The 19330-nt window shown below is 68.1% G+C and carries 18 protein-coding genes; 8 read left to right on the top strand and 10 right to left on the bottom strand.

Annotated elements, in window-relative coordinates; all coding sequences use genetic code 11:
- The first annotated feature begins 35 nt into the window (after window positions 1-35).
- From serC to JWP60_RS08700, 3 genes are all read left to right on the top strand, one after another.
- Window positions 36-1118 carry a 3-phosphoserine/phosphohydroxythreonine transaminase gene (serC, locus tag JWP60_RS08710; RefSeq protein ID WP_299789295.1) on the top strand — a complete coding sequence of 361 codons (1083 nt, stop codon included), beginning with the start codon at window positions 36-38 and terminating at the stop codon, window positions 1116-1118.
- Window positions 1119-1191: 73 nt separating this feature from the next.
- Window positions 1192-4080: an aconitate hydratase gene (locus tag JWP60_RS08705; protein WP_299789292.1), complete on the top strand. Its 2889-nt coding sequence runs from the start codon at window positions 1192-1194 to the stop codon at window positions 4078-4080.
- 34 nt (window positions 4081-4114) lie between these two features.
- Window positions 4115-5296, top strand: coding sequence for an FAD-dependent monooxygenase (locus JWP60_RS08700; RefSeq protein WP_299789289.1), 1182 nt, complete (start codon window positions 4115-4117; stop codon window positions 5294-5296).
- Between the two features lie 112 nt (window positions 5297-5408).
- On the opposite strand, the gene kynA is transcribed toward JWP60_RS08700, so the two are convergent.
- The 4 genes from kynA to JWP60_RS08680 all read right to left on the bottom strand — a co-directional run bounded on the left by kynA (window position 5409) and on the right by JWP60_RS08680 (window position 8548).
- Entirely contained in the window at window positions 5409-6254 is an 846-nt protein-coding gene (gene kynA / locus JWP60_RS08695) for a tryptophan 2,3-dioxygenase (RefSeq protein WP_299789286.1), read from the bottom strand.
- Between the two features lie 2 nt (window positions 6255-6256).
- Window positions 6257-7519, bottom strand: coding sequence for a kynureninase (kynU, locus tag JWP60_RS08690; RefSeq protein WP_299789284.1), 1263 nt, complete (start codon window positions 7517-7519; stop codon window positions 6257-6259).
- Entirely contained in the window at window positions 7516-8145 is a 630-nt protein-coding gene (kynB, locus tag JWP60_RS08685; protein ID WP_299789281.1) for an arylformamidase, read from the bottom strand. The genes kynU and kynB overlap by 4 nt, the downstream gene beginning before the upstream one ends.
- Window positions 8146-8218: 73 nt before the next feature.
- Window positions 8219-8548 carry a YkgJ family cysteine cluster protein gene (locus JWP60_RS08680; protein ID WP_299789278.1) on the bottom strand — a complete coding sequence of 110 codons (330 nt, stop codon included), beginning with the start codon at window positions 8546-8548 and terminating at the stop codon, window positions 8219-8221.
- Between the two features lie 82 nt (window positions 8549-8630).
- Between JWP60_RS08680 and JWP60_RS08675 the strand changes: the two genes are divergently transcribed.
- Window positions 8631-9029: a hypothetical protein gene (locus JWP60_RS08675; protein WP_299789275.1), complete on the top strand. Its 399-nt coding sequence runs from the start codon at window positions 8631-8633 to the stop codon at window positions 9027-9029.
- A gap of 179 nt (window positions 9030-9208) precedes the next feature.
- On the opposite strand, the gene argF is transcribed toward JWP60_RS08675, so the two are convergent.
- Window positions 9209-10129, bottom strand: coding sequence for an ornithine carbamoyltransferase (argF, locus tag JWP60_RS08670; protein ID WP_299789272.1), 921 nt, complete (start codon window positions 10127-10129; stop codon window positions 9209-9211).
- An 8-nt stretch (window positions 10130-10137) separates the two neighbouring features.
- Window positions 10138-11331: an aspartate aminotransferase family protein gene (locus JWP60_RS08665; RefSeq protein WP_299789269.1), complete on the bottom strand. Its 1194-nt coding sequence runs from the start codon at window positions 11329-11331 to the stop codon at window positions 10138-10140.
- Between the two features lie 270 nt (window positions 11332-11601).
- Between JWP60_RS08665 and JWP60_RS08660 the strand changes: the two genes are divergently transcribed.
- Entirely contained in the window at window positions 11602-11904 is a 303-nt protein-coding gene (locus JWP60_RS08660) for a DUF3579 domain-containing protein (RefSeq protein ID WP_299789266.1), read from the top strand.
- 160 nt (window positions 11905-12064) lie between these two features.
- Here the strand turns inward: JWP60_RS08660 and rpsT are convergent, their stop codons facing one another.
- A complete protein-coding gene (rpsT, locus tag JWP60_RS08655; protein WP_299789264.1) occupies window positions 12065-12370 on the bottom strand; it encodes a 30S ribosomal protein S20 in 306 nt (101 codons plus the stop codon).
- 117 nt (window positions 12371-12487) lie between these two features.
- Between rpsT and murJ the strand changes: the two genes are divergently transcribed.
- Both murJ and JWP60_RS08645 read left to right on the top strand, forming a co-directional pair.
- On the top strand, window positions 12488-14053 hold the full coding sequence (gene murJ / locus JWP60_RS08650; RefSeq protein WP_299789261.1) for a murein biosynthesis integral membrane protein MurJ: 1566 nt from the start codon (window positions 12488-12490) through the stop codon (window positions 14051-14053).
- A gap of 66 nt (window positions 14054-14119) precedes the next feature.
- Complete coding sequence (locus JWP60_RS08645) at window positions 14120-14971, top strand: tetratricopeptide repeat protein (RefSeq protein ID WP_299789258.1); 852 nt, start codon at window positions 14120-14122, stop codon at window positions 14969-14971.
- A gap of 94 nt (window positions 14972-15065) precedes the next feature.
- On the opposite strand, the gene JWP60_RS08640 is transcribed toward JWP60_RS08645, so the two are convergent.
- From JWP60_RS08640 to purM, 3 genes are all read right to left on the bottom strand, one after another.
- Window positions 15066-15782 carry a ParA family protein gene (locus JWP60_RS08640; protein ID WP_299789255.1) on the bottom strand — a complete coding sequence of 239 codons (717 nt, stop codon included), beginning with the start codon at window positions 15780-15782 and terminating at the stop codon, window positions 15066-15068.
- Between the two features lie 124 nt (window positions 15783-15906).
- Window positions 15907-17091 (bottom strand): MFS transporter, encoded by a 1185-nt coding sequence (locus tag JWP60_RS08635; RefSeq protein WP_299789252.1) that lies wholly within the window; start codon window positions 17089-17091, stop codon window positions 15907-15909.
- An 8-nt stretch (window positions 17092-17099) separates the two neighbouring features.
- Window positions 17100-18134, bottom strand: coding sequence for a phosphoribosylformylglycinamidine cyclo-ligase (gene purM, locus JWP60_RS08630; RefSeq protein WP_299789249.1), 1035 nt, complete (start codon window positions 18132-18134; stop codon window positions 17100-17102).
- A gap of 119 nt (window positions 18135-18253) precedes the next feature.
- Here purM and JWP60_RS08625 point away from each other — a divergent pair, with 119 nt between their 5' ends.
- Window positions 18254-19324 carry an AI-2E family transporter gene (locus JWP60_RS08625; RefSeq protein WP_299789246.1) on the top strand — a complete coding sequence of 357 codons (1071 nt, stop codon included), beginning with the start codon at window positions 18254-18256 and terminating at the stop codon, window positions 19322-19324.
- Window positions 19325-19330: the final 6 nt, after the last annotated feature.

Genomic DNA, 19330 nt, shown 5'->3' with positions numbered 1-19330 from the left:
CGAGCGCCCCTGGCCCCGAGCCGCCAACAGATCCCATGACCCGCGTCTTCAATTTCAGCCCCGGTCCCGCCACCTTGCCCGAGCCCGTCTTGCGGCAGGCCGCCGAGGAGATGCTGGACTGGCAAGGCAGCGGCATGTCGGTGATGGAGATGAGCCACCGCGGCAAGCAGTTCATGGGCATCCACGCCGAGGCCGAGGACCTGCTGAAGGAACTGATGCAGATCCCCGCCAGCTACCAGGTGCTGTTCATGCAGGGCGGCGCGCTGGGCGAGAACGCCATCGTGCCGATGAACCTGATCGGCGCCACCGGCCGCGCCGATTACGTGCTGACCGGGGACTGGTCGAAGAAGTCGGCGCAGGAAGCGAAGATCTACGGCGAGGTGAACGTGCCGGTCAGCGGCGACGCTTCGAAGTTCACCGCGGTCCCGCCGCAGTCGCAATGGAAGCTCGATCCCGGCGCTTCCTACGTGCACATCTGCTCCAACGAAACGATCGGCGGCGTGCAGTTCCACTGGACGCCAGAGACCGGCAGCGTGCCGCTGGTGGCCGACATGTCCTCGGACATCCTCTCGCGGCCCATCGATGTCTCGCAATACGGGCTGATCTACGCCGGCGCCCAGAAGAACATCGGCCCTTCGGGCCTGACCATCGTGGTGGTGCGCAAAGACCTGCTGGGGCGCGCGTTGCCCATCACGCCCTCGGCCTTCAACTACCAGATCCAGGCCGCGGCGGACTCGATGTACAACACGCCGCCCACCTATTCGATCTACATCGCGGGCCTGGTGCTCAAGCACGTCAAGGCGCAAGGTGGCATGGCCGCCGTGGCCGAGCGCAATGCCCGCAAGGCGAAGCTGCTGTACGACTTCCTCGACGGCAGCAGCTTCTTCCGCAATCCCATCGCGCACCAGGACCGCTCGCTGATGAACGTGCCTTTCTGGCTCAAGGACACTGCGCTCGACGCGGCCTTCCTGCACGGCGCCGAGCAACGGGGCATGATCCAGCTCAAGGGTCACCGCTCGGTGGGCGGCATGCGCGCCTCGATCTACAACGCCATGCCGATCGAGGGCGTGCAGGCGCTCGTCGAGTACATGAAAGAGTTCGAGCGACAGCACGGCTGAGGCTCACCGGATCGGCTCCCCCGCCTGCACGTCTGGCGGCACAATGGCGCAAAGCAACAATCAGAGGTCGAGAATGGCGCACGCATTCGCGGAAACACTCCAGAGCTTCAAGGCCGCAGTGGGGTTGACAGGGAAGTTCTACTCCCTGCCCGTCCTGGCCCAGCACTTCCCCAACGTCAAGCGGCTGCCGATGTCGATGCGCATCGTGCTCGAGTCGGTGCTGCGCAATTGCGACGGCAAGAAGGTGACGGCCGAGCACGTGCAGCAGGTCGCCAACTGGCAGGCGAACGCCGAACGAACGACCGAGATCCCCTTCACGGTGGCGCGCGTCGTGCTGCAGGACTTCACCGGTGTCCCGCTGCTGGCCGACCTGGCGGCGATGCGCAGCGCGGCGCAGCGGCTGGGCAAGGACGTCAACCGCATCGAGCCGCTGGTGCCCGTCGACCTGGTGGTCGACCACTCGATCATGGTCGACTACTACGGCCAGAAGAACGCGATCGACCTCAACATGAAGCTCGAATTCCAGCGCAACCGCGAGCGCTACGAGTTCATGAAATGGGGCATGCAGGCCTTCGACACCTTCGGCGTCGTGCCGCCCGGCTTCGGCATCGTGCACCAGGTGAACCTCGAATATCTCGCGCGCGGCGTCCACCAGCGCGAGGACGGCGTGTGCTACTTCGACTCCCTGGTGGGCACCGACAGCCATACCACGATGATCAACGGCATCGGCGTGGTGGGCTGGGGCGTGGGTGGCATCGAAGGCGAGGCCGCCATGCTGGGCCAGCCGGTGTACTTCCTCACGCCCGACGTCGTCGGCTTCGAGCTGACCGGCAAGCTGCGCGAGGGCTGCACGGCCACCGACCTGGTGCTGACCGTCACCGAGCTGCTGCGCAAGCACAAGGTCGTGGGCAAGTTCGTCGAGTTCTACGGCGAGGGCACGCGCAGCATCGCCGTGCCCGACCGCGCCACCATCGGCAACATGGCGCCCGAGTACGGCGCCACCATGGGCTTCTTCCCGGTGGACGAGCGCACCATCGAGTACTTCGAGGGCACCGGCCGCAGCCGCGAACAGATCCGCCTGCTGGAGGCCTACTTCAAGGCGCAGGACATGTTCGGCGTCCCCATGCCCGGCGAGATCGACTACTCGCAGGTGGTGAAGCTGGATCTCGGCGAGGTCACGCCCAGCCTCTCCGGTCCCAAGCGGCCGCAGGACCGCATCGAGATCGGCAAGGTGGCCAGCACCTTCCGCTCCCTGTTCTCCAAGCCGATCGGCGAGAACGGCTTCAACCAGTCGGCCGACGTGCTGCTCACGCGCCACCTGGTGCAGCGGCCCAACATCGAGGAAGACCCGATCCGCACGCCGGAGAGTCCACCCGCGCCGGTGGCTGCGCCCCGCTCCGAGCAGGAGATGGAAGCCAACAAGCCGACGCTGCGTGCCTCGCAAGCCCTGTCGGTGCCGCACGTCGAAGTGGGCGACATCACCATCGGCAACGGCGACGTGCTGATCGCCGCCATCACCAGCTGCACCAATACGTCGAATCCCGGCGTGATGCTGGCCGCGGGGCTGCTGGCGAAGAAAGCGGTGGAGAAGGGCCTGCGCGTCGCGCCGCACATCAAGACCTCGCTGTCGCCCGGCTCGCGCATGGTCACCGAGTACCTGCGCGATGCCAAGCTGCTGCCCTACCTGGAGCAGCTCGGTTTCACGCTGGCGGGCTATGGCTGCATGACCTGCATCGGCAACTCCGGCGACCTCACGCCCGAGATCAACGAGGCGATCGGCCAGAGCGACCTGGTGTGCGCCGCGGTGCTTTCGGGCAACCGCAACTTCGAGGCACGCATCCATCCGAACATCAAGGCCAACTTCCTCGCCAGCCCCCCGCTGGTGGTGGCCTATGCCATTGCCGGCAGCGTGCTGAAAGACCTGATGACCGAGCCGTTGGGGCAGGGCGCCGACGGCAAGGATGTCTGGCTGGGCGACATCTGGCCCTCCAGCGACGAGATCAACAAGCTGATGAAGTACGCGATGAACCCCAAGGGCTATCGCGCGAGCTACGGCAAGGTGAAGACCGATCCGCCGGAGCTGTGGAAGCGCATCCAGGGCGTCTCGGGCGAGACCTACAACTGGCCGAAGAGCACGTACATCGCCGAGCCGCCGTTCTTCGAGGGCTTCCAGTTGCAGGCGCCGGCGGCGCAAGCGGGTGGCACCGCGGGCGCCTCCGCACCGCACTCGATCCGCGACGCGCGGATCATGGCGCTGTTCGGTGACTCGATCACCACCGACCACATCTCGCCGGCCGGCTCGATCAAGGAAAGCTCGCCGGCCGGCCGCTGGCTGGTGGAGCACGGCGTGGCCAAGCCGGACTTCAACAGCTACGGCTCGCGCCGCGGCAACCACGAGGTGATGATGCGCGGCACCTTTGCCAACGTGCGCATCAAGAACCTGATGCTGCCGGCCGGGGCGGACGGCTCGCGCGAAGAAGGCGGCGTCACGCTGTACCGCGACGCCGACGGCAACACGGAGAAGATGTTCATCTACGACGCGGCGATGAAGTACATGGCCGAAGGGCGGTCGACGGTGGTCTTCGCGGGCGAGGAATACGGCACCGGTTCCTCGCGCGACTGGGCGGCCAAGGGCACGCAGCTGCTCGGGATCAAGGCGGTGGTGGCCCGCAGCTTCGAGCGCATCCACCGCAGCAACCTGGTGGGCATGGGCGTGCTGCCGCTGCAACTCCAGGGCGACATGAGCTGGCAGGCGCTCGGACTCACCGGCGATGAGCTGATCGACATCGAGGCCGATGCCATGCTGCGGCCGCAAAGCCAGGCGGCGCTGATCATCCGGCGCGCCGATGGCACCCGGCAGGAAGTGAAGCTGACGCTGCGCATCGACACGCCGATCGAGGTGGACTACTACCGCCACGGCGGCATTCTTCCCTTCGTGCTCCGGCAGTTGCTCGCTGCATGAGCACGCAGGCGGTCCTGCGGCAACTGCTGGCGGGGTGAGCCGGGAGCTGCTGGTCGCCGGCGGCGGCATCGCCGGGCTCGCGGCCTCGATCGCAGCACGCCGCGCCGGCTGGGAGGCGCGCCTGTTCGAGCAGGCGCCGGCCTTTTCGGAGGTGGGCGCGGGCCTCCAGCTCGGGCCCAACGCGACCCGCATCCTGCGCGAATGGGACCTGCTGCAAGGCGATCTCGTGCGCCAGGCGGTGGCGCCGCAGTGGCTGCGCGTGCGCGATGGCGCGGATGGCGGCGAACTGGGCGTGCTGCAACTGGGCGAGACGCTCGCGCAGCGTTATGGCGCGCCTTATCTCACGATGCACCGGGCCGACTTGCAGGCTGCCTTGCTCGCGGCCGGGCAATCCGCCGGGGCGCGCCTGCAGGTCGACTGCCGCGTGCTGGCGGCGCAGCAGGACGCCGCGTGTGCCGGCGTGCGCACGAGCCACGGTTCGCACGTCGAGGGCGAGGCGCTGGTCGCTGCCGACGGACTATGGAGTGAATTGCGCGGTACCGTCTGCGCGGATGGGCCGCCCCAGGCGACCGGCCACCTGGCCTATCGCGCGCTGGTGCGGCAACAGGACCTGCCGGCCACGCTGCGCAGTGCCGAAGTGACCGTGTGGCTCGCGCCGCGCGTGCACCTGGTGACCTATCCGGTGCGCGGCGGCGAATGGCTGAACGCGGTGTGCGTGGTGCAAGGCACGCAGCCGGGCGATCCGCGGGCCTGGGACCACGCGGCCTCGCAGGCGCAGCTGGCAGCGGCGCTGGGGCCGGTGTGCGGCGCGGTGCGCGAACGCGTGGCCGCGATGCCGCAATGGCGACTGTGGGTGCTGCATGCGCGGCCACCGGTCGCCTCGGCCGACGCGCTGGCGCGCGGCCGCATCGCCTTGCTGGGCGACGCAGCGCATCCCATGCGGCCTTATCTCGCGCAGGGTGCCGGCATGGCGATCGAGGACGCGCGCGAGTTGCAGCGCGTGCTGGCCGTCGCGGACGATCGGGTGCTGGACGTGCCGACCGCCCTGCGCCGCTATGCCTTGAACCGTTGGCAGCGGGTGGCGCAGGTGCAGGAGAAAGCGCAGCGCAATGGCACGATCTTCCATGCGAGCGGTGCGCTCAGGCTGGCGCGCAATGCGGGGATGCGGCTGCTGGGGGCCAGGGTGCTGGATCAGCCGTGGTTGTACGGCGTGTGAATGGGCCGGGTTGCTGGGGTTCGCTGGCGCGAAGCCCAGCCTACGAGGATGCCGTTGCAGGTAGGCTGGTCCGCGTAGGCTGGGCTGCCGAAGGCAGCCCGGCGATGCATTCCTACAAATCCGTGCGCAGCTGCCAGATCTCCGGAAACAGCACCACGTCCAGCATCTTGCGCAGATAGCTCACGCCACCCGTTCCGCCCGTGCCGCGCTTGAAGCCGATCACGCGCTCCACCGTGGTCACATGCCGGAAGCGCCACAGGCGAAAGGCGTCTTCCAGGTCGGTGAGTTCCTCGCCGAGCTGGTAAAGGTCCCAGTGATTCTGCGGATCCCGGTAGGCCACCAGCCAGGCCTGCTCCACCTCCTTGCTGGCTTCGTAGGGCCGGGTCCAGTCACGCTCCACGTGCGAGGCGGGCAGCGGCAATCCGCGCCGCGCCAACAGCCGCAGCGACTCGTCGTACAGCGACGGCGCCTCGTACGCCGCGCGCACGGTGGCCAGGCGCTCGTCGTGATGCTCGTGCGGCTTGAGCATGGCCGCGTTCTTGTTGCCCAGGCGGAACTCGATGCAGCGGTACTGCCAGCTCTGGAAGCCGCTGGAGCTGGCGAGGTAGGGCCGGATGGCGCTGTACTCCGCCGGGGTCATGGTGGCCAGCACGTCCCAGGCGTGCACCAGCTGCTCCATGATGCGCGAGACGCGGGCCAGCATCTTGAAGGCCGGCGGCAATTCGTCGCGCGCGATGCACGCGATCGCTGCCGACAGCTCGTGCAGCATCAGCTTCATCCACAACTCGCTGGTCTGGTGCTGCACGATGAACAGCATCTCGTTGTGGTCGGGCGATAGCGGCTTCTGCGCCTGCAGAATCGCATCGAGCTGCAGGTAGTCGCCGTAGCTCATGGCGCGGCTGAAATCGAGCTGCGCCCACTCGGCGCGCACGATGTCCTCGGGCTTCTCGGCGGGCATGTTCAGGTCACCGCCTGCACGCGCTGGAATTCGGGGCGCCGCCACTCTTCTTCGACCAGCACCGCGCGCAAGTGTTCGACCGCCTGCCACACGTCCTCGAACCGGAGATACAGCGGCGGGAAGCCGAAGCGCAGGATGTCGGGCGCACCGGCGCGGAAGTCGCCGATGACGCCGCGCGCGATCAGCGCCTGCACGATCGCATGGGCGCCCTGCTCGCGCGTGAGGCACACCTGCGAGCCGCGTGCCGCGTGCTCGCGCGGTGTCGCCAGGCCCAGGCCGTGGCCGGCGCAGCGCTCCTCGACCAACGCGATGAACAGGTCGGTCAGCGCCAGCGACTTGCGGCGCAATGCCGTCATGCCGCCCAGCGGCTGCGCAGCGAGCAGGGTATCGAGCCCGCCATCGAGCGCCGTCAGGCTCAGGATCGGCTGGGTGCCACACAGGTAGCGGCCCACGCCGGGCGCCGGCTGATAGTTTGGCGTGAACGTGAAGGGGGTCGCGTGTCCCCACCAGCCGGAAAGCGGCTGCCAGCCACGCTCCGCATGGCGCGGATGCACCCACACGAAGGCCGGCGCGCCGGGGCCGCCATTGAGATACTTGTAGCCGCAACCAACGGCAAAGTCGGCGTCGGCGGCATGCAGGTCGACCGGCACCGCGCCCGCGCTGTGGGCGAGGTCCCAGACCACCAGCGCACCGGCCGCCTGCGCGGCGCGCGTGACGGCCTGCATGTCGTGCATCGCGCCGGTGCGGTAGTTCACGTGCGTGAGCATCAGCACCGCAGTGCGTTCGTCGACCGCGGCGGCGATCTGCTCGGGCTCGAGCAACTGCAGCGTGAAGCCGCGCTCGCGGCACAGGCCTTCGGCGATGTACAGGTCGGTGGGGAAGTTGCTGCGCTCGCTGATGATGGTCCGCCGTTGCGGCGTGTCGGCAGCGGCGATGGACAAGGCGACCGACAGCACCTTGAACAGGTTGATCGAGGTGCTGTCGGTGGCGACCACCTCGCCGGCGCGGGCACCCACCAGCGTGGCGATCTTGTCGCCCACGCGCTGCGGCAGCTCGAACCAGCCGGCGTCGTTCCAGGAGCGGATCAGGCCCTGGCCCCATTCCTCGCGCACGGCGCGGGCGATGCGCTCCGGCGTTGCGCGCGGCAGCGGGCCGAGCGAATTGCCATCGAGGTAGATCACGCCGGGTGGCAGCACGAACAGCTCGCGCAAGGGCGCCAGGGGGTCGTCGGCGTCGCGGCGCAGGCAGTCCTGCAAGGTCGTCATGCAAGCTCCCTCAGTACGGCGCGCACCGGCGAGGCGTCGGCCGTCATGAGTTTCAGGGGCAGGGCGATCAGCTCGTAGTCGCCTTCCGGCACGGCATCGAGCACGAGGTTTTCCAGCACGCGCAGGCCGCGGCGGCGAATCGCCTGATGGCTCTCGAGCGACTTGCTGTCGGCGGGGTCGATGCTGGCGGTGTCGATGCCGACCAGGCGCACGCCGGCATCCGCCAGCCGCTCGATGGTCTCGGGCGCGAAGGCCGCGAGCAGAGGGTCCCAGCGGTCGACCGGCGCGCGCTCGTACGTGCGCACCAGCACGCGCGCGGGCAGGTGCTGCGACGCGTGTGCGAGGTCATTCCAGGTGATCAGCGGACGGCGGCCGATCGCGTGGATCACGCGGCAGGGGCCCAGGTAGGGATCGAGGGCTAGCGCGCCGACGGGCGTGCCGCCCGCCTCGTAGTGCAGCGGCGCATCGGCATGTGCGCCCACGTGCGGCGACAGGGTCAGCGTGCTGACGTTGACGGGGCAGCCGGGCGAAATCGTCGCGGCCCATTGCTGGCGATACGGGGTGTCGCCGGGAAAGACCGGAGTGCCTTGCGCAACCGGCGGCGAGATGTCCCAGAGGCGTTGCATGCGGCGCAGTGTGCGCCGCCGATTTCCGGCGTGGTGTCGGTCGCAGCCAACGGCGGCCAAAAAAACTGCCGGTCTAGAGGATGTCGGGGGGAAGCGGCGGCAGGCCGTGACGCGCGCGCGCCTTCTCGCAGCCGTGGCTGCCGGGTTCGAGTTCCCGGCAGGGATTGGGCCGCCACTCGTAGATGCCGCAGGAGGCGCGCTCGCCCACCTTGCCGGTGAGCGCCGCGCAGCGGATCGGCACGTGGTCGGTGCCGCGCATGCGCCAGGTGTTGCCGGTGACTTCGACGGCCAGCCCCGCCGGCACGGAGCCACCGTGCGTCTCCATTTCGTCGACGGCGAAGTCCACGCGGTAGGCGGCGCAACAGGCGCCGCAGCGCAGGCAGGGATGTTCGGGGTCGGACATGGAGGTCAACGCCAGGGGTGGCGGGCGCGTTGCGGATGGACTGTATGCAAATACAGGCTCCGTCAACCCTCAGGAGGTATTCATGGAACTGCAGATCGCACGCCAGATTATCGACACCCTGGCCCAGGGCATTCATCCGGTCACCGGCGAGGCCATGCCGGAAGACAGCCCTTACAACGCGCCGCCGGTGATCCGCGCGCTGCACGTGGTGGCGCGGGCGCTCGAGGGCATGACGGCGCTCCCGCAGGACGAAGCGGCGCGCGGCGCGCGGCGTCCTGCGCCGCCCAATGCGGGCAAGCCGTGGAGTGCGCAGGAGGACGCGGCGCTGGAGACGGCTTTCGATGCGGGCATCGCGATGAAGCAGGTGGCGCAGGAGTTGGGGCGCACTGCGTTCGCCGTGGAGCAGCGGCTGGTGAAGATCGGCAAGGTGGCGCCGCCGGCGGGGGGCGGGCGGTTCGGAAGTTCGGCGCCCACCAACTAGATGTGGTGCGGTGAGTGGATGCATTCTTGAACGCAGAAGTCGCAGAATGAACACCAAAAGCGCGGAAGAAAAATCCTCTGTTCCCTGGTGATTCTTCTGCGCGTTCTGCGTTACTTCTGCGCCTTCTGCGTTCAAAAATTGTATGCGCGCACCGCGCCGAAACGGGGAAGCCCCGCAGCCTACCCAGCCACCTTCCCCAGCAGCAGGTACTCCATCAACGCCTTCTGCACGTGCATGCGGTTTTCCGCTTCGTCCCACACCACCGATTGCGGGCCGTCGATCACTTCGGCTTCGACTTCCTCGCCCCGGTGCGCGGGCAGGCAGTGCATGAAGAGGGCGTCGGGCCTGGCGACCTTCATCATGTCGGTGTCGACCCGCCAGTCGGCAAAGGCCTTGCGGCGTTCCTCGTTCTCGGCCTCGAAGCCCATGCTGGTCCACACGTCGGTGGTCACCAGGTCGGCGCCGCGGCAGGCTTCCATCGGGTCGCGAAAGACCTTGTAGCTGTCGCCACTGCGGATGCCGGCAATGGCCTGGTCCACCTCGTAGCCGGTGGGCGTGCTCAGGTGCACCGTGAAGCCCAGGAGCTCCGCGGCCTGCAGCCAGGTGTTGGCCATGTTGTTGCCGTCACCCACCCAGGCGACCACGCGGCCCTGGATCGAGCCGCGATGCTCGATGTAGGTGAAGATGTCCGCCAGGATCTGGCACGGATGGAATTCGTTGGTCAGGCCGTTGATCACCGGCACGCGCGAGTGCTCGGCGAACTTCTCGATCTTGTCCTGGCCGTAGGTGCGGATCATCACCAGGTCCACCATGCGGCTGATCACCTTGGCGCTGTCCTCGATCGGCTCGGCGCGCCCCAGCTGGCTGTCACCCGTGGTGAGGTGCACCACCGAGCCACCGAGCTGGTACATGCCCGCTTCGAAGCTCACGCGCGTGCGCGTCGACGCCTTCTCGAAGATCATCGCGAGCGTGCGGTCCGCCAGCGGGTGGTACTTCTCGTAGTTCTTGAACTTGCGCTTGATCTCCGCCGCCCGCTGGAACAGCCACTGGTGTTCCTCGGTGCCGAAATCGCTGAACTGCAGGAAATGCCTCAGGACCATCGCGCGCCTCACTCCGCCAGCACGTTCTTCACCAGCGGCGCCAGGATCGCGACCACCTCGTCGGCCTGCGCCTCGGTCATGATCAGCGGCGGCAGCAGCCGAACGACGGTATCTGCGGTGACGCTGATCAAGAGGCCCGCTTCGGCCGCGCGCTGCGTCAGCACGCCGCAGGGGCGTGCCAGTTCGATCCCGAGCATCAGGCCCTGGCCGCGGATTTCGACCACGCCCTTGAGCGCCCCGAGTTCGCGTGCCAGCGCGCCCTTCAGGTGGGCGCCCACGCGCGAGGCGTTCTCCAGCAGGTTGTCCTCCTCCATGATGCGGATCGTCTCGACGCCCGCGCGCATGGCCAGCGGATTGCCGCCGAAGGTGGTGCCGTGATTGCCAGGCTGGAAGATGTCGGCGGCCCGCGGCCCCGCGACCACCGCGCCGATCGGCACGCCCGAGCCCAGGCCCTTGGCCAGCGGCATCACGTCGGGCACGATGCCGGCCCACTGGTGCGCGAACCACTTGCCGGTGCGCCCCGTGCCGCACTGCACCTCGTCGATCATCATCAGCCAGTTGCGCTGGTCGCACATCTCGCGCACCTTCTGCAGGTAGTCGATGCGCATCGCGTTGATGCCGCCTTCGCCCTGGATGGTCTCCAGGAAAACGGCCACCACGTTGCGGTTGCCATCGGTGCCGGCGCGCAGCGCGTCGATGTCGTTCATCGGCACGCGGATGAAGCCCTCGACCAGCGGGCCGAAGCCCTCCTGCACCTTCTCGTTGCCGGTGGCCGACAGCGTGGCGATGCTGCGGCCGTGAAAGGCCTTCTCGTAGACGACGATCTCCGGCCGCGCTATGCCGCGGTCGTGCCCGAACTTGCGCGCGAGCTTGATCGCGGCTTCGTTGGCCTCGAGTCCGGTCGAGCCGAAGAACACGTTCGTCATGCCCGAGAGCTGCGCCAGCTTGGCGGCCAGCTTCTCCTGATTGGGCACGTGGTAGTAGTTGCAGCTGTGGATGATCTTCGCGAGCTGGTCCTGCAGCGCCGGGACCAGCTTCGGATGGTTGTGGCCGAGCGTGTTCACGGCGATGCCGGCCAGGGCATCGAGGTAGCGCCGGCCATTCACGTCCCACACGTAGCAGCCTTCGCCGCGCTCGAGCGCGATCGGCAGCCGGCCATAAGTGTTCATGGTGTGGGGCGATGACGCCTCGATCTGAGCCATTGCGCGCTTCCTCGTTTCGCAAATGAAATCGGCTCGAGGATGCGGGTGCGTGAAGGGCGTTTCACGCGGCCACAAGTGAGCCGTTGGAGCACGATTGTAGGCACACGCATCCCGTGCCCTGGTTGAGAATTCCGCATCACAGCGATGCGGGCGCGACAGCCGAATGACAGGACTGCGGCAGCCAATGCCCAGGCACAACTCTTATATAAGATAGAATTCTTGTGCGCCGCAGCAAGGCGATCATGCGGCGCCCGCGACCTCCCCCCACCCATGGCCTCCAGTACCGCCAGTGAAGTGTTCATCCAGGGCATCACCCGCGATGGCCGCACCTTCCGCCCCAGCGACTGGGCCGAGCGGCTGGCCGGCGTCATGAGTTCCTTCCGCCCAGGCGGCGCGCAGCCGGGCAGCCACCTCAACTATTCGCCGTGGTGCATCCCGACGAACATCGACGGCGTGAAGTGCGTGATCGTCAACCGCGAACTGCGCGCCTACGAACCGATGGCCTGGGACTTCGTCATCAACTTCGCCAAGGACAACAATCTGAAGGTGTCCGAGGGGAAGTTCGAGAAGTAGGTGCCTGGCGCGGGGCCGCACCAGATGTACGCGAGCCATGACGCAATCCCGGAAACGAAAAAACCGCCCGAAGGCGGTTTTCCGTTTTTCTTTGCTGGCAGCGCACCCGGTTCAAACGGCGCGAGCCTTGCGGCTCACGGGCTGACCCGACGATGGATCGTCAGGCGGCGGCCGGGGCCTGCAGGCCCTTGACCTTGGCCGACAGGCGACTCTTGTCGCGCGAGGCCTTGTTCTTGTGGAAGATGCCCTTGTCGGCAACCGTGTCCACGATCGATTGAGCCTTGGCGAAGAGTTCGGTCGCCTTGGCCTTGTCACCCGCGGCGACCGCCTTCTCGACGTTCTTCACCGCGGTACGGTATTTGGAGCGCAGGGACGTGTTGGCTGCGTTGAGCTTGACGTCCTGGCGTGCGCGCTTGCGGCCCGACGCCAGGCGCGGGTTCTTCTTCTTGGGTTTGGCAGATGCCATGGTTGATTCCTTCGATGTCTGAGGATGATGCCAGCAAAGCCCACGATTATAGCGCGCGCCCTTGTCCTACGCCGGCAGCGGGTCGTCCCTGCAAACGGCAGGGCTACACTCGCCGCCGTGAGCCTGTTCAAAGCCGCTTCCACCGTCTCCCTCCTCACCCTGGCATCGCGCATCACCGGCCTGTTCCGGGACACGCTGTTCGTGTCCGTCTTCGGAGTGAGCGCGCTGACCGACGCGTTCTACGTCGCCTTTCGCATTCCCAACCTGTTTCGCCGCATCTTCGGCGAGGGCGCTTTCAGCCAGGCCTTCGTGCCGGTGCTGGCGCACTGCCGCACCGTCGAGGGTGAGGCCGGCGCCAGGCGCATGGTCGACCACGTCGCGACCGTCCTGTTGTGGACGCTGGTGGTGCTGTGCCTGGCCGGCGTGGTGGGCGCACCGCTGCTGGTCTGGGCCCTGGCCAGCGGGCTGCGCAAGGAGCCGCACGCCTATGCCGCGGCGGTGCTGATGACGCGCTGGATGTTCCCCTACATCGGCTTCATGTCGCTGGTGGCGCTGGCCGGCGGCGTGCTGAACACCTGGAAGAAATTCGCCGTTCCGGCCGCCTCGCCCGTGCTGCTGAACCTGGCGATGATCACCTCGATCGTCGCCGCGGCTCCGTGGTTCCGGCGCATGGGGATCGAGCCGATCTACTCGCAGGCGATCGGCGTGATGGCGGGCGGGGTGCTGCAACTCGCGATCCAGGTGCCGGCGCTGCGGCGCATCGGCATGTGGCCGCGCGTGGGCCTGGCGCTGGCGGCCATTCGCGCGTCGTGGAGCGATCCCGCCACCCGCCAGGTGCTGCGCCTGATGGTCCCGGCGCTGGTGGGCGTCAGCGTCGCCCAGGTCTCGTTGTTGATCAACACGCAGATCGCTTCCTACCTGCCGGCGGGCAGCGTCAGCTGGCTGAACAACGCCGACCGGCTGATGGAGTTCCCGACCGCGCTGCTGGGCGTGGCGCTCGGCGTCGTGTTGATGCCGCAGCTGGCTGCCGCGCGCGCGGCCGGCGACCACGAACGCTACTCCGGCATGCTGGATTGGGGCCTGCGGCTGGTCGTGCTGCTGGCGATCCCCAGCTCCGTGGCCCTGCTGGTGTTCGCGGCGCCGCTGGTGGCCACGCTGTTCCACTACGGCGCCTTCAAGGACAGCGATATCTCGCAGGTGGCACTGGCGCTCGCAGGCTACGGCAGCGGCCTGCTGGGGCTGGTCGCGATCAAGGTGCTGGCGCCCGGCTACTACGCCAACCACGACATGAAGACGCCGATGCGCATCGCGATCGCGGCGCTGGTGATCACGCAGTTGTTGAACATCGCCCTCGTTCCCTGGCTGCATCACGCGGGCCTGGCGCTGTCGATCGGCCTGGGTGCGCTGGTCAACGCCGGCTGCCTGCTGGTGGGGCTGCTGCGTCGCGGCAGCTACCAGCCGACCCCGGGCTGGGGCGTCTTTGCGCTGCAGGTTTTTGCGGCGAGCGCGCTGCTTGGAATCTTCCTGATGTGGGCGGCGCACAGCTTCCCCTGGGTGGGCTGGCGATCCGAGCCCTGGAAGCGCATCGGCATGATGGCCGTCATGCTGGCCGGCGCGGGCGTCCTCTACTTCGGCGCGCTTGCGGCCACGGGCGTGAAGCTGCGTCAGTTTGTCACGCGCTGAGCTGCTGAACTGCGGCAAACCGCGCCCGCGCTTGACGCTCGCTGGCCCGTCCATTACAACCCCCGAATGTCGCTGCAATTCTCTGCACCCTCTCCCCTGGAGTACTTCCGGACGCTGGTGCAAAGCGACGAGCACTTTCCCCTGCTCGAGGCCGCGGCCAGCCTGGCGCAGGACGAGTACCCCGATCTCGACCTGCAGGTCGTGCTGGGCGACGTCGACCAGCTGCTCGCGCGCCTGAAGCGCCGCATTCCGGGCGACGCCGCGGCATTGCAGCGCTTGCGCACGCTCAACCAGTTCTTCTTTCGCGATCTCAGTTTCGGCGGCAACGTCAACGACTACTGCGACCCGGACAACAGCTACCTGAACGTGGTGCTGCGCACGCGCCGCGGGATCCAGATTTCGCTGGCCGTGTTGTGGATCGAGCTGGCGCAGGGCATCGGCCTGCATGCGCGGGGCGTCTGCTTTCCCGGGCATTTCATGGTGAAGGTCAATCTGCCGAAAGGCCAGGTGGTGATCGATCCGTTCACCGGCCAGTCGCTCTCGCGCGAGGAACTGTCGGAGCGGCTGGAGCCGTACAAGCGCCGCAGTGGCCTCATCGACGAATTCGAGGTGCCGCTGGGCCTGTACCTGCAGGCGGCGCCGCCGCGCGACGTCCTCGCGCGCATGCTGCGCAACCTGAAGGAAATCCACCGCGCGCAGGAAGACTGGCAACGCCTCATCGCCGTGCAGAACCGGCTGCTGGTGCTGCTGCCCGACGCCTGGGCCGAATACCGCGACCGCGGACTCGCGCACGCCGAGCAAGGTCACACCGCCATGGCGGTGGACGACCTCGAGATGTACCTGGGCCATGCCCAGGACGCCCTGGACATCGACGTGATCGCGGACCGGGTGGCGCATCTGCGGCGGGAGTTGCAGTAGCGCGTGCTGGGGTGCCTTCGGCAGCCCAGCCTACGGGCCGTCGTAGGCTGGGCTTCGCGCCAGCGAACCCCAGCAACCGCAGCCCCGAAACCAACTATGCGTGCAACGGCCGCGAGCCCAGCACCGAAGGCCGTCGCACCGGCAGCACCGGTTCCCGCTTCACCTCCGGCACCTTCACGGGCTTGAGCACGGGCCGCAGCCAATCCATGATGCCTGCCCACTGCGCCAGGTCGGTGGTGTATTTCTCGGGCGGCAGGTCGAACAGGGTGAGCCCGCGTTCGAGGCTGCGGACATAGAGCTGCGTCTCGCGCAACATCCCGATCATCTCCACCTCCTGCTCGCCGGCCCACGCACGCAGCACGTCCGCCGCATGCGTGCGGCCGTCGACGCGCATGCCGACGGTCGCCACGCGGCACTGTCCCTTCGCGACCCGCGGGAGCGTCTGGAGTTCGGCGATGCAGGCGGCCGCCGATTCGCGGTCGAACAGCGAGGCGCACACCGGCACGACGACGGCGTCGGCAAACATCACGACGCGTGCCAGCTCGAAGCCGTGCAGCCCGCCGGGCGTGTCCAGCACCACGTGCGTGATGCCGGTCGGCACCCGCAGCACGTTCTTCTGATCGAGCGTCCAGGGCGCGATCGCCGGCAGCGCGGCGTCGCGCCGGCGCAGCCAGCCGCGGCTGGATTGCTGGCGATCGATGTCGCCCAGCATGACGGCCAGGCGCTCGCGGGCGCACCACGCGGCGACGTGCGCCGCGAACGTGCTCTTGCCGCTGCCTCCCTTGCGGTTCACGACTGCCACGACCGGCATGGCTCCCTCCCTGCGGTGTGATGGGCCAGTGTCACGCTGCCCGGCCGTGCAAGTCCAGCGCATGCTGGTGACGAAGTGCTACTGCTTTTGTAGCGATACAACGAGCGGCACCGCCTGTCCGCGATCAGCGACCGTTCACCGCCACGGGCCGCCCGACGGCCAGCACCGCAAGCGCCACGGCGCTGATGGCTGCGCCCGCAACGAAAGTGCTGGCGCCGCCCAGGCGATCCCACAGCCAACCCGCCAGGCCGCTGGCCACCAGCAGCACGATGCCGCTCGCCAGGTTGAACACGCCGAAGGCCGTGCCGCGCAGACTCGCGGGTGCGCTGCCGGCCACCATCGTCGCGAGCAGACCCTGCGTCAGCGCCATGTGCACGCCCCAGAGTGCGATGCCCACCCACAGCAGAACGCCGTGGTCCGCCGCTGCCAGGGCCGCATCGGCTGCAATCAGCACGACGAGTCCCCCTGCCAGCAGCTTGCGGTGGGACATGCGATCGGCCAGCTTGCCAAAGGGATAGGCGCCTGCGGAATACACGACGTTCATCGCGATCAGCACCAGGGGTGCCCAGGCCACGGGCAGGCCCCCTTGCTGCGCGCGCAGTACCAGGAAGGCCTCGCTGAAGCGAGCCAGCGTGAACAGCGCACCGATCGCGACCACGCGCCAGAAGTGCGCGGGCAATTGCCGCAACTGCTCGCGCCGCAGCGGATTGACCCGCACGGCCGCGGGCGGGCGATCCGGCTCCCGCACCCCCACCCAGAGCAGCAGTACCGACAGCACGGCCGGGATCACCGCCACCCGGAAGATCGCGTGATAGTCGTCGGCCCACAGCAGCATCAGCGCGATCGCGAGCAGCGGTCCGAGGAAGGCGCCGACGGTGTCCAGCGATTGCCGCAGGCCATAGGCGGCGCCACGCTGTTCGGGCGCGACCAGGTCGGCCACCAGGGCGTCGCGCGGTGCGCCGCGCAGTCCCTTGCCCACGCGGTCGATCAGCCGGGCGGAGAGCACCGTGCCAATCGTCGTGGCCAGCGCGAACAGGGGCTTGGAGGCCGCACCGAGTCCGTAACCCAGCACCGCCAGCGGCTTGCGTTTGCCAATCCAGTCGCTGATCACGCCCGAGAAGACCTTGACGATCAGCGCGGTCGCTTCGGCAGCACCCTCGATCAGGCCGACCGCGAGCATGCTGGCACCGAGACTGTTCACCAGGAACACCGGCAGCAGGCTGTGGATCATCTCCGAGGAGACGTCCATCAGCAGGCTGACGAAGCCGAGTGCCCAGATGGCGGCGGGCAGCCGCGCCGTGGCGGCCATGCGCGCGCTCAGGACACCGTGACGCTCGCCCCGTTGCCGCGGGCCGCGATCCGGCCGATCTCGTGCACAGCCTCGCCGGCCAGGCGCAGCGTCTCGGCGACGTCCGCCGCTGCGCCGGGCGCGACCACCACCACCATGCCGATGCCGTTGTTGAAGGTGCGGTTCATCTCGTGGTCGTCGATGGCGGCCACCTGCTGCAGCCAGGCGAACAGCTCGCTGCGCGGCCACGCGCCCTGCTGCAAATGCGCGGCCAGGCCATCGGGCAGCACGCGCGGGATGTTCTCCAGCAGGCCGCCGCCCGTGATGTGGGCGAGCGCCTTGATGCCGGCATGTTTCTGCAGCGCCGCCAGCACGGGCTTCACGTAGATGCGCGTCGGCTCCATCACGGCCTCGCGGAAGGGCCGGCCATCCAGCGTGGCGGGCTGTTGGCCGGCGGCGCGCTCGATGCACTTGCGCACCAGCGAGAAACCGTTGGAGTGGACACCGCTCGAGGCCAGGCCCAGGACGACGTCGCCCTCCTGCACGTCCTGGCCGGCAAGGATCTTCGATTTTTCCACGGCGCCGACAGCGAAGCCCGCCAGGTCGTATTCGCCCGCGGGATACATGCCCGGCATCTCCGCGGTCTCGCCGCCGATCAAGGCGCAGCCCGCGAGTTCGCAGCCGCGGGCAATGCCGCCGACGACGGCTGCGGCCGTATCGACATCGAGCTTGCCGCAGGCGAAGTAGTCCAGGAAGAACAGCGGCTCGGCGCCTTGCACCAGCACGTCGTTGACGCTCATCGCGACCAGGTCGATGCCGACCGTGTCGTGCATGTTCCACTCGAAGGCCAGCCTCAGCTTGGTACCGACGCCGTCCGTTCCGCTCACCAGCACGGGCTCCTGGTAGCGCTTGGGCACTTCGAACAGCGCGCCGAAGCCGCCGATGCCGGCCAGCACGCCCTCGCGCATGGTTTTCTTCGCCAGCGGCTTGATGCGTTCGACCAGCGCGTCGCCGGCGTCGATGTCGACGCCGGCATCCTTGTAGGAGAGGGGGGAAGCGTTCATGCGGGTGCTCGTCGGGGCCGAGTTCGCCCGACCGATAGAATTTGCGCTTGATTCTAGTGTCATCGGACCTCCAGCCCTCATCCACGGCGCGGCTTCAGCCCGCCGCCTCCACCCACCGCATGCAATTCACTACCACGCAAAAGCGGGCCGCGGCCTGGCTGGCACTCGCCGTGCTGGCCGTGCTGGTGCTGCGCGCGCTGGGTCCGGTGCTCACGCCGTTCCTGATCGCCGCCGTGCTGGCCTATGCCCTCACGCCGCTGGTGGACCGGCTGGACGAAGTCTGGGGCGGCCGCATGCCGCGGCTGCTGGCCGTGGTGTTCGTCGAACTGCTGTTCATGTTCGCCGTGCTGTGCATCGCCCTGCTGATCGTGCCGGTGCTGGTGAAGGAGGTGCCGGTGATGCGCGAACAGATCCCGCTGCTGTTCGACCAGTTGCATGCGCACCTTTCGCCCTGGCTGGCGCAGTTCGGCCTGCGCATCTCGCTCGACCTGGTGAGCCTGCGCGAGCAGCTCGTGCAATACCTGCAGAGCAACTGGAGCGACAGCTTCGGCTCGCTGTGGTCCTCGCTCAAGATCGGCGGCAGCGTGGCCGTGGTGCTGGTCGGCAATGCCTTGCTGGTGCCGGTCGCGCTGTTCTACCTGATGCTGGACTGGAAGGCATTGATGCAGCGCCTGCACGAGCTGGTGCCGCCGCGCGCCCGGCCGGCGGTCGACTCCTTCACGGCCGAGGCGGACGTGGTGCTGGGCCAGTACCTGCGCGGCCAGCTGCTGGTGATGGTGACGATGGCGGTTTTCTACAGCACCGGACTGGCGTTGTTCGGCCTCGACCTGGCATTGCCCATCGGCGTGTTCACCGGGCTGGCCATGTTCGTGCCCTATGTCGGTTTCGGCATCGGCCTGGTGCTGGCGGTGCTCGCGGGCCTGCTGGAGTTCGCCTCGTCCCGCGCCTTCGTGATGGTGGGCGCGGTGTACGGCGCCGGCCAGCTGTTCGAGGGCTTCTTCCTCACGCCGCGGCTGGTGGGGGAGCGCATCGGGCTGCATCCGCTGGCGGTGATCTTCGCGTTGCTCGCCTTCGGCCAGCTGCTGGGTTTCGTCGGCGTGATCATCGCGCTGCCCGCCAGCGCCGTGCTGCTGGTGGCCGTGCGCCGCATGCGCAGCGGCTACTTCGCCAGCAAGCTGTTCCAGAGTTGATCGCCA

Source organism: Ramlibacter sp. (genome assembly GCF_028291745.1).
GTDB lineage: Bacteria > Pseudomonadota > Gammaproteobacteria > Burkholderiales > Burkholderiaceae_C > Ramlibacter.
The sequence above is the reverse complement of the archived record's forward strand: the minus strand, read 5'-3'. Positions and strand labels throughout refer to the sequence as shown.

Coding starts and splice junctions, on each gene's coding strand:
- kynB (WP_299789281.1), bottom strand. CDS start 8,145: ATGCAACGCCTCTGGGACATCTCGCCGCCGGTTGCGCAAGGCACTCCG.
- JWP60_RS08645 (WP_299789258.1), top strand. CDS start 14,120: ATGTCGCTGCAATTCTCTGCACCCTCTCCCCTGGAGTACTTCCGGACG.
- purM (WP_299789249.1), bottom strand. CDS start 18,134: ATGAACGCTTCCCCCCTCTCCTACAAGGATGCCGGCGTCGACATCGAC.
- JWP60_RS08705 (WP_299789292.1), top strand. CDS start 1,192: ATGGCGCACGCATTCGCGGAAACACTCCAGAGCTTCAAGGCCGCAGTG.
- kynA (WP_299789286.1), bottom strand. CDS start 6,254: ATGCCCGCCGAGAAGCCCGAGGACATCGTGCGCGCCGAGTGGGCGCAG.
- kynU (WP_299789284.1), bottom strand. CDS start 7,519: ATGACGACCTTGCAGGACTGCCTGCGCCGCGACGCCGACGACCCCCTG.
- JWP60_RS08635 (WP_299789252.1), bottom strand. CDS start 17,091: ATGGCCGCCACGGCGCGGCTGCCCGCCGCCATCTGGGCACTCGGCTTC.
- rpsT (WP_299789264.1), bottom strand. CDS start 12,370: ATGGCATCTGCCAAACCCAAGAAGAAGAACCCGCGCCTGGCGTCGGGC.
- JWP60_RS08675 (WP_299789275.1), top strand. CDS start 8,631: ATGGAACTGCAGATCGCACGCCAGATTATCGACACCCTGGCCCAGGGC.
- argF (WP_299789272.1), bottom strand. CDS start 10,129: ATGGTCCTGAGGCATTTCCTGCAGTTCAGCGATTTCGGCACCGAGGAA.
- JWP60_RS08640 (WP_299789255.1), bottom strand. CDS start 15,782: ATGCCGGTCGTGGCAGTCGTGAACCGCAAGGGAGGCAGCGGCAAGAGC.
- JWP60_RS08665 (WP_299789269.1), bottom strand. CDS start 11,331: ATGGCTCAGATCGAGGCGTCATCGCCCCACACCATGAACACTTATGGC.
- JWP60_RS08680 (WP_299789278.1), bottom strand. CDS start 8,548: ATGTCCGACCCCGAACATCCCTGCCTGCGCTGCGGCGCCTGTTGCGCC.
- serC (WP_299789295.1), top strand. CDS start 36: ATGACCCGCGTCTTCAATTTCAGCCCCGGTCCCGCCACCTTGCCCGAG.
- JWP60_RS08625 (WP_299789246.1), top strand. CDS start 18,254: ATGCAATTCACTACCACGCAAAAGCGGGCCGCGGCCTGGCTGGCACTC.
- JWP60_RS08660 (WP_299789266.1), top strand. CDS start 11,602: ATGGCCTCCAGTACCGCCAGTGAAGTGTTCATCCAGGGCATCACCCGC.